12 protein-coding genes are annotated in these 11,468 nt (G+C 70.8%); 11 read left to right on the forward strand and 1 reads right to left on the reverse strand.

The window, feature by feature from the left end; translation table 11 throughout:
• Window positions 1-9: 9 nt before the first annotated feature.
• Both ychF and ACFT55_RS06825 read left to right on the forward strand, forming a co-directional pair.
• A complete protein-coding gene (ychF, locus tag ACFT55_RS06820; protein WP_380242914.1) occupies window positions 10-1,095 on the forward strand; it encodes a redox-regulated ATPase YchF in 1,086 nt (361 codons plus the stop codon).
• A gap of 11 nt (window positions 1,096-1,106) precedes the next feature.
• On the forward strand, window positions 1,107-1,610 hold the full coding sequence (locus ACFT55_RS06825) for a GNAT family N-acetyltransferase (protein ID WP_380242917.1): 504 nt from the start codon (window positions 1,107-1,109) through the stop codon (window positions 1,608-1,610).
• A gap of 16 nt (window positions 1,611-1,626) precedes the next feature.
• Here ACFT55_RS06825 and ACFT55_RS06830 read toward each other — a convergent pair whose 3' ends face one another.
• Window positions 1,627-2,214: an ArsR/SmtB family transcription factor gene (locus ACFT55_RS06830; protein WP_380242919.1), complete on the reverse strand. Its 588-nt coding sequence runs from the start codon at window positions 2,212-2,214 to the stop codon at window positions 1,627-1,629.
• A gap of 57 nt (window positions 2,215-2,271) precedes the next feature.
• Here ACFT55_RS06830 and ACFT55_RS06835 point away from each other — a divergent pair, with 57 nt between their 5' ends.
• The 9 genes from ACFT55_RS06835 to ACFT55_RS06875 all read left to right on the forward strand — a co-directional run bounded on the left by ACFT55_RS06835 (window position 2,272) and on the right by ACFT55_RS06875 (window position 11,465).
• Complete coding sequence (locus ACFT55_RS06835) at window positions 2,272-2,841, forward strand: dienelactone hydrolase family protein (protein ID WP_380242921.1); 570 nt, start codon at window positions 2,272-2,274, stop codon at window positions 2,839-2,841.
• A 64-nt stretch (window positions 2,842-2,905) separates the two neighbouring features.
• Window positions 2,906-3,325 carry an oxidoreductase gene (locus ACFT55_RS06840; protein WP_380242923.1) on the forward strand — a complete coding sequence of 140 codons (420 nt, stop codon included), beginning with the start codon at window positions 2,906-2,908 and terminating at the stop codon, window positions 3,323-3,325.
• A gap of 48 nt (window positions 3,326-3,373) precedes the next feature.
• Window positions 3,374-3,829 (forward strand): SRPBCC family protein, encoded by a 456-nt coding sequence (locus tag ACFT55_RS06845; RefSeq protein WP_380242925.1) that lies wholly within the window; start codon window positions 3,374-3,376, stop codon window positions 3,827-3,829.
• A 183-nt stretch (window positions 3,830-4,012) separates the two neighbouring features.
• Window positions 4,013-4,789, forward strand: a complete 777-nt coding sequence (locus ACFT55_RS06850) for a phosphatase PAP2 family protein (RefSeq protein ID WP_380242927.1) — start codon at window positions 4,013-4,015, stop codon at window positions 4,787-4,789.
• A gap of 86 nt (window positions 4,790-4,875) precedes the next feature.
• Entirely contained in the window at window positions 4,876-5,697 is an 822-nt protein-coding gene (locus tag ACFT55_RS06855) for a GNAT family N-acetyltransferase (protein ID WP_380242930.1), read from the forward strand.
• Between the two features lie 219 nt (window positions 5,698-5,916).
• Window positions 5,917-7,542: an ABC transporter substrate-binding protein gene (locus ACFT55_RS06860; RefSeq protein WP_380242932.1), complete on the forward strand. Its 1,626-nt coding sequence runs from the start codon at window positions 5,917-5,919 to the stop codon at window positions 7,540-7,542.
• Window positions 7,543-7,790: 248 nt separating this feature from the next.
• Window positions 7,791-8,717, forward strand: coding sequence for an ABC transporter permease (locus tag ACFT55_RS06865; protein WP_380242934.1), 927 nt, complete (start codon window positions 7,791-7,793; stop codon window positions 8,715-8,717).
• A complete protein-coding gene (locus tag ACFT55_RS06870; RefSeq protein ID WP_380242936.1) occupies window positions 8,710-9,687 on the forward strand; it encodes an ABC transporter permease in 978 nt (325 codons plus the stop codon). Before ACFT55_RS06865 ends, ACFT55_RS06870 begins: the two co-directional genes overlap by 8 nt.
• Window positions 9,684-11,465: a dipeptide ABC transporter ATP-binding protein gene (locus tag ACFT55_RS06875; protein ID WP_380242938.1), complete on the forward strand. Its 1,782-nt coding sequence runs from the start codon at window positions 9,684-9,686 to the stop codon at window positions 11,463-11,465. Before ACFT55_RS06870 ends, ACFT55_RS06875 begins: the two co-directional genes overlap by 4 nt.
• Window positions 11,466-11,468: the final 3 nt, after the last annotated feature.

Here is an 11,468-nt window from a genome sequence, read left to right on the forward strand (position 1 = left end):
TCTCCCGACGTGGCACTCACCATCGGCATCGTCGGCCTGCCCAACGTCGGCAAGTCCACGCTCTTCAACGCACTGACCCGCAACCAGGTGCTCGCGGCGAACTACCCGTTCGCGACGATCGAGCCCAACGTCGGCGTGGTCCCGCTGCCCGACCCCCGGCTCGACACGCTCGCCGGGATCTTCAGCAGCGAGCGCACCCTGCCCGCCACCGTGTCGTTCGTCGACATCGCGGGCATCGTCAAGGGCGCCTCCGAGGGGGAGGGCCTGGGCAACAAGTTCCTCGCGAACATCCGCGAGGCCGACGCGATCTGCCAGGTCACCCGCGTGTTCGACGACGGCGACGTCGTCCGCGTGGAGGGGTCCGTGGACGCCGAGGGCGACATCGAGACCATCTCCACCGAGCTGATCCTCGCCGACCTCCAGACGCTGGAGAAGGCGCTGCCGCGGATGGAGAAGGAGGTCAAGATCAAGCGGGGCGACGCCGCGCTGTTCGCGGCCGCCACCACCGCGCAGAAGGTGCTCGAGTCGGGCACCACCCTCTTCCAGGGTGCGAAGGCCGCGGGTCTTGAGCTGGCCGACGTCGCGTCGCTCCAGCTGCTGACGGCCAAGCCGTTCATCTACGTCTTCAACACCGACGAGGCCGGCCTCGCCGACCAGGGGATGCAGCAGCGTCTGCGCGACCTGGTCGCCCCGGCCGACGCCGTCTTCCTCGACGCGAAGTTCGAGTCGGAGCTCGTCGAGCTCGACCCGGAGGACGCCCGCGAGATGCTCGCCGACTCCGGTCAGGAGGAGGCGGGCCTCGACCAGCTCGCCCGCGTGGGCTTCCACACCCTCGGTCTGCAGACGTACCTCACCGCCGGCCCCAAGGAGTCGCGCGCCTGGACGATCCGCAAGGGCTGGACCGCCCCGCAGGCTGCCGGCGTCATCCACACGGACTTCGAGCGCGGCTTCATCAAGGCGGAGGTCATCTCGTTCGACGACCTCGTCGAGGCGGGCTCCGTGCAGGCAGCCCGTTCGGCGGGCAAGGCGCGCGTCGAGGGCAAGGACTACGTCATGCAGGACGGCGACGTCGTCGAGTTCCGCTTCAACGTCTAGTCCGACGTCTCATGGCGGGCGACGAGATGACCGAGGCGGACCGCCGGACGTCGACACCGACGTCGGGCGACGGGCACGGCAGCGAGGCCTGGGCGCCGGCGGTGGTGCTGCGCCGCGGGGAGGTCGCCGACATCCCCGCCCTGCTCGCCTTCTGGGCCGTGGCGGGCGAGAACGCGTCCCGGCCGGCCGACGACGCGACGATGGTCGAGAACCTGCTCGGGCGAGACCCGGACTGTCTCCTCGTGGCCGAGCAGGCGGGCGTGATCGTCGGCACCGTGATCGCCGGCTGGGACGGCTGGCGCGCCCACCTGTACCGGCTGGCGGTCGACCCGGGGTGTCGTGGACAGGGCGTCGGACGTCGGCTGGTCGAGGCGGCAGAGGACCGGTTACGGACCCTGGGGGCGATCCGGTTCGACGCCATGGTGCTCTCCGAGAACGCGCTCGGCGCCCATGCCTGGGCGGCGATGGGGTACCGCCCTCAGGACGACTGGACCCGGTGGGTACGGCCGGCCTGAGAGGACGCGTCGTGGCTCAGTCGGTCGGCCGCGGCAGCTGCGGGTAGCCCGCGACCGGGTACACGCCGATCGCGAACCCGTGCACCACCTCGCCCTGCCGGGGGAGGGTGTCGAACTCCTCCACCAGCGCCGCCATGCGCTGCCAGAACTCCTCCTTCTGCTGCTCGTCGATCCGGGCGTGCCGGATGAAGCCCCACAGCTGTCCCTCCAGGTAGGCCGGCCGGGACTCGCGGGCGGCGACCTCGAGGTCGTTGAAGTCCAGCGGTCGGCCCTGTCCGCCGACGTCGGGCGCCGCGCCGTCGTGCCCGTCGAGCGAGACGTGGAACATCCGGGCGGTCCGGCCGTAGAACGCCTCGTCGATCGCGCGCACCCGCCGCGTCCGCACCACCCGCAGCAGGCCGGCCTCGGTGAGCACCTTGACGTGGTGGGCGACCGTGCTCTTGGGCCGGTCGACGGCGGTGCTGAGCTCGGTGACGCTCGCAGCCCGCTCGTGGAGCAGGCCGAGGATCGTGGTGCGCAGGGGGTTGCCGAGCGCGCGGACCTGGGCCGCGTCGGTCAGGACGCGGCGGTCCTCCAGGTCGTAGTCGGGGGTCTTGCCGTCCATGGTCGACCATACTAACGTTCTAGAACGTTCGGCATTTCTGGTTCATTGGAGGGTGTCATGGCCGAGATCGTCCTGTTCCACCATGCGCAGGGGCTCACACCGGGGGTGCGTGCGTTCGCCGGGGAGCTGTCCGCCGCCGGCCACACCGTGCACGTCCCCGACCTGTTCGAGGGGCGCACGTTCGACGACGTCGAGTCCGGCGTCGCGCACGCCCGGCAGATCGGGTTCGACACGGTGGTCGCCCGAGGGGTCGCGGCGGCGGAGGGGCTTCCTGCCGGAGTCGTCTACGCCGGGTTCTCGATGGGGGTGATGCCCGCGCAGCAGCTCGCGCAGACCCGTCCCGGGGCGCAGGCGGCGGTCTTCGTCGACGGGTGCCTTCCCGTCGCCGAGTTCGGCGCATGGCCCGACGGCGTGCCGGTCCAGGTCCACGGCGGCGTGGACGACGAGTGGTTCGCCGAGGACCTGCCGGCGGCCCGCGAGCTGGCCGACACCACGCCGCTCGCCGAGCTGTTCCTCTACCGCGGCACGGCCCATCTGTTCGCCGACTCGTCGCTGAGCGGCTACGACGCGGAGGCGGCGGCGTTGCTGCTCGGCCGGGTGCGGGACTTCCTGGCGACGCTCTCGTGAGCGCCGCGGCACCGAGCGGGCAGCGTCGTCGGGCGAACGTCGGCCGGGTGCCGATACTGAGGGCATGAGCCTGTACGACGACGTCGGGGGCTTCGACGTCCTCCTGGCGGTGTGCCGACGGTGGAACGCGCTCTGTCTGGCGGACCCGGTGGCCTCGCACCCGTTCTCGCACGGCACGCTGCACCCGCAGCACGACGAGCGGCTCGCGGCGTACCTCGCGGAGGCGTTCGGCGGCCCGCGGCTGTACACCGGGGGCTACGGGGACGAGTCGAGGATGCAGCGCATGCATGCCGGCAACGGGGAGCACCCCGACCTCGACGAGGTCTGCGTCACCCTGTTCCGGCGTGCGCTGGACGACGTCGGGGTGGGGCCGGAGGTCGGTGCTCGCGTCGGCGACTTCTTCGAGCGGCAGACGGTCGCCATGCGCGCCTACGGCCGTGGCCGCGACGCCGTGCCCGCCGGGCTGCCCCTGCCGCAGGCCTGAGGTCGGCCCGGAGCCGGGTCACCCAGGGAGCGGGCCTACCATCGCCGGGTGCCGACGATCGTGCTGACCACCGTGATCCCGTCGTCCGCGGAGTCCTGCTTCGCGGCGAGCCTGTCGGTGGACGCGCACGCCGCGTCGATGAGCCGGTCGGGGGAGCGCGCCGTCGGCGGTGTGACGACCGGGGTCATGGGGCCCGGCGACACCGTCACCTGGCGGGCACGGCACTTCGGCGTCCCGTTCCGGATGACGTCGCGGATCAGCACCCACGACGCGCCGCACCGGTTCGTCGACGAGCAGGTCGCGGGACCGTTCCGGCGGTGGTGGCACGAGCACCGGTTCGAGCCGGTGCCCGGTGGCACCCGGATGACCGACACGGTCGAGTTCACGTCCCCCGCAGGACCGCTGGGCCGGCTGGTGGACCGCGTGGTCCTGACCCGCTACATGACGAGGCTCCTGCGCACGCGCAACCAGTGGCTCGTCGAGGCGCTCTCGCCGCGCGGCTGATCGGGGGCGCCACGCCCGGCGTCGCCGGCGTGGGGCACGCCACACGACACGGTCGTGCGCGTGGCCGGTCGGGGTATCGATGCAGGTCAGAGACCTGCTCGCCGTCGTGACCCCGCGCGTCGCCCGGTCGCTGCGCCGCGCGGGGACAGCCGGCGCCCAGTCGGGCTGCCTACCCTCCCTGTGATGTTGCTCCAGGCTCCTACCTCGCCCCCGGGCGCCCTCGACCGCCCGCGCCCTGCGGCGAGGGGTGAGGGCCGATTCGGGCCGGCTCCCTCGCACGACGAGCCGCTCTCCCGGCTGACGTCGGCGCCCGCGCTGCTGGTCGGTCTGGTCGTCGTGACCCTCCTCGCGGCGGGGCCGTCCCAGCGGCTCGACGAGGCCGCGCACGGGCACTGGGCCAGAGAGCTCACCCCGAGGCTGCAGCCTTTCATCCAGCACGTGCTCGACCCGATCGCCGGGCAGGCGGTCTGCCTGCCGGTGCTCGCGGTGGTCGCCGTGGCCCTGTCATGGCGGCGTCGCACCTGGCGTCCCCTGTGCTGCGCGGCCATGGCCGAGCTCGCGTTCTACGGCGGGGTCGGCCTGCTCAAGGTGGTCCTCGCCCGCCCGGCGCCGACCACGGACGACGCCGACCTCTTCGACGGCGGCCTGCGCCAGCTCGGCTGGAACGGGATCAGCTTTCCCTCGGGGCACGCGTCGGAGGCGGTGCTGGTCTACGGGACGGCCGTGTACCTGGTGGGACGGTGGACGGCGACGTCGGCGCGCACGATGCGTGCCCTGCGGTTCGGGGTGGGCGCGATCGCGACCAACGCCGTGGCGGTGTCGTACTACCTCGGCTGGCACTGGGTCACGGACCTCGTGGGCGGCCTGCTGGTCGGCGGCCTCCTGCTGCGCCTGCTCGTCGAGTCAGACCGCGGCGACTGGCGGGTCCTGCGCCGGACCTCCCGCGGGCATCGTCCCTGAACCGCTCCGACCCGCGGCTTGCGGACTCCGTGGCGCCGGACGAATTCCGTTGCCCGGGGGCGAGCGCCTCTGGAAGGGTGTCCGCCGTGAACTCACCCCTTCCCGGCTCGCCGACCGGCGCAGCCCCCGCGAGCCTCCTGGCTGCCTACGACACCCAGCTGCGTACCGATGCGGAGGCCCCCGGTGCCCTGGCCGTGAGCCGGCTCGGGCCTGTGCGTCTCGTGACCTTCGGCGGTGGCCGGGGCTTCATCACCTATCGCGACCTCGGTGGGGCGGACGCGGCCACGATCCGAGGCTTCGTCGCCGCGGCGCTCGCGCACTTCCGCGACGACGCCACGATCTCGCGGGTCGAGTGGAAGACGCGGGGGCACGACGTCGCCCCGGGGCTGCACGAGGCGCTCGTCGACCACGGCTTCGTGCCCGAGGAGCCGGAGTCGATCATGATCGGGGAGGTGAGCTCCCTGGTCGCCGAGGTGCCGCTGCCTGCGGGGGTGACCCTCCGCCAGGTCACGGAGGAGGCGGACGTGCGCGCCATGTCGGCGATGGCCGACGAGGTGTTCGGTGACGACCCCGCCACCTCCGGCCACGCCGACGACATCCTGCGCCGCCAGGAGCTCTACCCCGAGATGGAGCTGTGGGTCGCCGAGGCCGACGGCCGGGTGGTCAGCGCCGGGCGCCTCGAGCCGGTGGCGGGCACCGAGTTCGCCGGCCTGTGGGGCGGGTCCACCCGCCCGGAGTGGCGCGGCCGCGGGATCTACCGGGCGCTCACCGCCGCGCGGGCGAGGTCCGCCCTGGCACGGGGCAAGCGGTACATGCACAGCGACTCCACGGAGTTCTCCCGGCCGATCCTGGAGCGGTCCGGGCTGGTCAAGGTGTCCACCACGACGCCGTACGAGTGGCGCCGCTGACGCTTCCTGAGGGCGGCCGAGGCGTGGGACGGCGTGTCCCGCAGGTTGCGACGAGATACCGGAATGGTCACGGTTCCAGGCGCAAACCGGACCAAGGGTATGACCGGGGCCCCAGACGTGACTAGGCTCACCGGCGCACAGTGCAGTGCGCGCGCACACGCGCCTGTACCTCATCGAGGGGCGACCCCTTCCGATGAGCGACCCAACTCAGGAGGACACGTGACACCTCGACGACGACTTGCAGGCATCGGGGCCTTCACCCTGGCCTCGGCCCTGCTGCTGTCTGCGTGCGGTGGCGGATCCGGGGACAACCCCGAGGCCACGGGCGGCGACGGCGGCCCGACGACCGGCATCGTGACGGTCAGCAACGGCGAGCCGCAGAACCCGCTCATCCCCACGATGACCAACGAGACCTACGGCTCGAAGGTCATCAACAACCTCTTCGCCGGCCTGGTGTACTACGACGCCGACGGCGCCGTGAAGAACGAGATGGCCGAGTCCATCGACACCGAAGACCAGCAGACCTACACGATCAAGATCAAGGACGGCTGGAAGTTCACGGACGGCACCCCGGTGACGGCCGACAGCTACGTGAAGGCGTGGAACTACGGCGCCAAGCTGTCGAACAAGCAGAACCTGTCGTACTTCTTCGAGCCCATCGAGGGCTTCTCGTACGAGAAGGACTCGGAGCTGACGGGCCTCAAGGTCGTGTCGGACACCGAGTTCACGGTGAAGCTGATGCAGCCCGAGTCCGACTTCAAGACCCGTCTCGGCTACGCGGCGTTCATGCCGCTGCCGGACTCGTTCTTCGACGACCCGAAGGCCTTCGGTGAGAAGCCGGTCGGCAACGGCCCGTACATGCTGGACTCGTGGGAGCACAACCAGCAGATCTCGCTGCGCCCGAACAAGGACTACCAGGGTGCGCGCAAGGTCCAGAACGGTGGCATCGACCTGATCGCCTACACCGAGGAGGACACCGCGTACAACGACCTCCTCTCGGGCAACCTGGACATCGTCACCAACGTCCCGTCGTCGGCCTTCGCCACGTTCGAGGACGACCTGGGCGACCGTGCGGTCAACCAGCCGTCGGCCGTCATCCAGGTCGTCAACGTCCCGGAGTACCTGCCCGAGTGGGGCGGCGAGGCGGGGCACATGCGTCGCCAGGCCGTCTCGATGGCCATCAACCGTGACGAGATCACCAAGACGATCTACAACGGCTCCCGCACGCCGGCCACCGACTTCACGTCTCCCGTGATCGACGGCTGGTCGGACGACATCCCGGGCAACGAGGTCCTCAAGTACGACCCCGAGAGGGCCAAGCAGCTGTGGGACCAGGCCGAGGGCATCTCGAAGTTCGGTGACAAGGCGATCACCATCGCCTCGAACGCGGACTCCGACCACCAGACCTGGGTCGACGCGGTCTGCAACAACATCCGCAGCGCCCTCGGCGTCGACTGCGAGTTCGCCCCGTTCCCCACGTTCGACGAGTTCCTCGACGCGCGTGACAACCAGACCCTCAAGGGCCTGTTCCGTGGCGGCTGGCAGGCCGACTACCCGGCCATGAGCAACTTCCTCGGGCCGATCTACGGCACGGGTGCGGGCTCGAACGACGCGCAGTACTCGAGCAAGGAGTTCGACGCCAAGCTCAAGGAGGCGAACGGCGCCGACACGCCCGAGAAGGCGATCGCGCTCTACAAGGAGGCCCAGACGATCCTGTTCAAGGACATGCCTGGCATCCCGCTCTGGTACCAGAACGTCACCGCCGGCTACGGCGAGGACGTCGACAACGTGGTGTTCGGCTGGGACAGCGACCCGCTGCTGTACCAGGTCACGAAGAACTCGTGACCCCCATCCGATGACGACCGTCGACCCAGGGCATCCTGGACGGACACCCCGTCCGCGAGCCCTGGGTCGGCGGTCCGATTCGGAACCCGCCGACCGCGTCCTGTAGCGTCGCGGTCGGCCACCCGACCGTGATGGGGGCGGGGCGTGCCGACGACGCACGCTCCGCCCCCGTGGCTGTCCGGGCAACGACGGCCGGACAACGACCCGTAGCCCGGGGGATCCCCGGAGCGAACGAGGAGACAACACACATGCTCTGGTATCTCGGACGCAGGCTCTTGCAGATGATCCCTGTGTTCCTGGGGGCGACCCTCCTGCTGTACGCGATGGTGTTCCTCCGTCCCGGTGACCCCGTGGCCGGCCTGGGCGGGGAGCGCGGTCTCCCCGAGGCGGTCCAGGAGCAGATCCGCGCGGAGTACAACCTCGACAAGCCGTTCATCGTCCAGTACCTGCTGTTCCTGCGCGGGGTGTTCACGCTCGACTTCGGGGTGGACTTCCGCGGCCGCGAGATCACGGACGTGATGGCGCACGCGTTCCCCATCACCTTCCAGCTCGCGATCATGGCCCTCATCCTCGAGGGCGTGTTCGGCATCCTGTTCGGACTCATCGCCGGTATGCGCAAGGGCGGCATCTTCGACGGCACGGTGCTGGTCCTCAGCCTCGTGGTCATCGCGGTGCCGACCTTCGTCATCGGCTTCGTCCTGCAGTTCATCTTCGGCGTGAAGCTGGGGTGGTTCCCTGTCAGCGTCGGCAACGACCCAGGGTTGTACGAGCTGTTCTTACCCGCGGTGGTGCTGGCAGCGACGTCGTTCGCGTACGTGCTGCGGCTGACCCGCACGTCGGTGGGCGAGAACCTCAGCGCCGACTACGTGCGCACCGCGCGCGCCAAGGGCCTGAGCCGCACCCAGGTCACCGGCCGCCACGTGCTGCGCAACTCGCTCATCCCCGTGGTGACCTTCCTCGGCGCCGACCTCGGCAACCTCATGGCCGGGGCGATCGTCACCGAGGGCATCTTCAACATCCAAGGCGTCGGCGGAACGCTCTACCAGGCGATCATCCGCGGCGAGAACGTGACCGTCGTCGCGATCACCACGGTGCTGGTCCTCGTGTACATCCTCGCGAACCTGCTCGTCGACCTCCTCTACGCCGCCCTCGACCCGAGGATCCGTTATGCCTGAGAACCGTTTCGAGACCGTGCCCGGCGGGCGGCGACCCCGCCCCGGGCAGGAGCACTTCGCCGCCGCGGTGGACGAGGGCGGCCTCGGGGCCGTCGACGCGGTCCGGGCCGACGCGGCGCCCTCGAGCCTGTGGCGCGAGGCCTGGCGCGACATGCGCCGCCGCCCGCTGTTCTGGGTGTCGGCCGCGATCATCGTCCTCGTCGTCATCGTGGCCGCCTTCCCCGGCTGGTTCACGGACATCCACCCCCGGTACGAGTGCGAGCTGTCGAACTCCCTCGCGGGGCCGGAGCCGGGGCACATCTTCGGCTTCGACAAGCAGGGCTGCGACATCTTCTCCCGCACCATCTACGGCGCCCGCGCGTCGGTGCTCGTGGGCGTCATGTCGACCGTGATGGTCGTCATCATCGGCACCGCCATGGGTGCCGTCGCCGGCTACTACGGCGGCTGGTTCGACGCCGTCCTGTCGCGCATCACGGACATCTTCTTCGCCATCCCGCTGGTGCTGGCCGCCATCGTCTTCATGTCGGTCACGACCAACCGGACGAGCTTCACCGTCGCCTTCGTGCTCGCCGCGTTCGGGTGGACGTCCATCGCCCGCATCACGCGCGGCACGGTGATGTCCGTGAAGAACAACGAGTTCGTCACGGCTGCCCGCTCGCTCGGCATGGGCCGCGGCAAGATCCTGCTCCGGCACGTCCTGCCCAACTCGGCCGCGCCGATCATCGTGTACGCGACCGTCGCCCTGGGCACGTTCATCGTCGCCGAGGCGACGCTGAGCTTCCTCGGCATCGGCCTGCCGCCGAGCACGGTCTCGTGGGGCGGCGACATCAGCATGGCGCAGAGGTCCATCCGCGTGGCCCCGGAGATCCTCTTCTACCCGGCCGGCGGCCTGGCTCTCACGGTGCTCGGCTTCATCATGATGGGCGACGTGGTTCGCGACGCCCTCGACCCGAAGGCACGGAAGCGATGACGACACAGTTCCCCGTGACGAACGGCAACCCGCCCGCGGGTGGAGGCGACGGCTCGAGCTACGAGGCCGGGACCGACAAGCCCCTGCTCGAGATCCGCGACCTCGAGGTGACGTTCAACACCTCCGAGGGCGAGGTGCACGCCGTCCGCGGCGCGGACATCACGGTCTACCCCGGCCAGGCGGTCGCGATCGTCGGCGAGTCGGGATCCGGCAAGTCGACGACCGCGCACGCCGTGATCGACCTGCTGCCGGGCACCGGCAAGGTCACCGGCGGCAGCATCATGTTCGACGGCCGCGAGATCGTCGGCCTGCCCCGGACGGAGATCGAGGCGATGCGCGGCCGTGACATCGGCCTCGTCCCGCAGGACCCGATGTCCAACCTCAACCCGGTCTGGCGCATCGGCACCCAGATCGAGGAGGCGCTCAAGGCCAACGGCTTCGAGGGCGGCAAGCAGGAGCGCAAGGACCGCGTCGCGGGCCTGCTCCAGGAGGCCGGCCTGCCCGACGCCGAGCGGCGCGCGCGGCAGTTCCCGCACGAGTTCTCGGGCGGCATGCGGCAGCGCTCGCTCATCGCGATCGGCCTGGCCTCGCGGCCGAAGCTGCTCATCGCGGACGAGCCGACGTCGGCCCTCGACGTCACCGTGCAGCGGCAGATCCTCGACCACCTCGAGGTGCTCACGCAGGAGCTCGGCACCGCCGTCCTGTTCATCACCCACGACCTGGGCCTGGCCGCCGAGCGCGCCGAGCACCTCGTGGTGATGTTCAAGGGCCGTGTGGTCGAGTCGGGCCCCGCCCGGCAGATCCTCGCCGACCCGCAGCACCCGTACACGCGACGTCTCGTCGCCTCCGCGCCGTCGCTCGCGTCCCGCCGGATCCAGGTGGCGCGCGAGGCGGGCGAGGAGTCGGACGACCTGCTGGCCCCCGACCTCGACGCCACGGTGCCCCGCGCCGGGGCGCAGGCCGCCGGCACGTCGGACATCGTCGTGGCCCGGAACCTCACCAAGGTCTTCAACATCCGCGGTGGCAGGCCCGGGGCGTCGACGGAGTTCAAGGCCGTCGACGACGTGAGCTTCACCCTCAAGCGCGGGCACACGCTCGCGCTGGTGGGGGAGTCGGGCTCCGGCAAGTCGACCGCCGCGAACATGGTGCTCGGGCTGCTCGACGCCACGTCCGGCACGGTCGAGTTCGACGGCGCGGACATCTCGCGGTTCTCCACCAAGGAGGCCTTCGCGTTCCGCCGCCGGATCCAGCCGGTGTTCCAGAACCCGTACGGCTCGCTCGACCCGACGTACTCGATCTTCCGCTCCATCGAGGAGCCGCTCGCCCTGCACAAGGTGGGCTCCAGGAAGGAGCGCGAGAAGCGGGTGCGCGAGCTGCTCGACATGGTGGCGCTGCCCCAGTCGGCGATGCGGCGCTTCCCGAACGAGCTCTCGGGCGGCCAGCGCCAGCGCATCGCCATCGCGCGGGCGCTCGCCCTCCGTCCTGAGGTGATCGTGCTCGACGAGGCCGTGTCCGCCCTCGACGTGCTGGTCCAGGCGCAGATCCTCGACCTGCTGGGCAACCTGCAGTCGGAGCTGGGGCTGTCGTACCTGTTCATCACGCACGACCTCGCGGTGGTCCGCCAGATCGCCGACCAGGTCGTCGTCATGCAGACGGGCCGGGTCGTCGAGCAGGCCACCACCGACGAGGTGTTCGACAACCCGCGCGAGCAGTACACGCGTGACCTCCTGGCCGCCATCCCCGGCGCCGGCCTGGAGGGCGCCGCGATCGCGGGCTGACGC

The sequence above is a fragment of the Isoptericola sp. NPDC057191 genome (assembly GCF_042670225.1).
Classification (GTDB): domain Bacteria; phylum Actinomycetota; class Actinomycetes; order Actinomycetales; family Cellulomonadaceae; genus Isoptericola.

Coding starts and splice junctions, on each gene's coding strand:
- ACFT55_RS06825 (WP_380242917.1), top strand. CDS start 1,107: ATGGCGGGCGACGAGATGACCGAGGCGGACCGCCGGACGTCGACACCG.
- ACFT55_RS06830 (WP_380242919.1), bottom strand. CDS start 2,214: ATGGACGGCAAGACCCCCGACTACGACCTGGAGGACCGCCGCGTCCTG.
- ACFT55_RS06835 (WP_380242921.1), top strand. CDS start 2,272: ATGGCCGAGATCGTCCTGTTCCACCATGCGCAGGGGCTCACACCGGGG.
- ACFT55_RS06840 (WP_380242923.1), top strand. CDS start 2,906: ATGAGCCTGTACGACGACGTCGGGGGCTTCGACGTCCTCCTGGCGGTG.
- ACFT55_RS06850 (WP_380242927.1), top strand. CDS start 4,013: ATGTTGCTCCAGGCTCCTACCTCGCCCCCGGGCGCCCTCGACCGCCCG.
- ACFT55_RS06865 (WP_380242934.1), top strand. CDS start 7,791: ATGCTCTGGTATCTCGGACGCAGGCTCTTGCAGATGATCCCTGTGTTC.
- ACFT55_RS06870 (WP_380242936.1), top strand. CDS start 8,710: ATGCCTGAGAACCGTTTCGAGACCGTGCCCGGCGGGCGGCGACCCCGC.
- ACFT55_RS06875 (WP_380242938.1), top strand. CDS start 9,684: ATGACGACACAGTTCCCCGTGACGAACGGCAACCCGCCCGCGGGTGGA.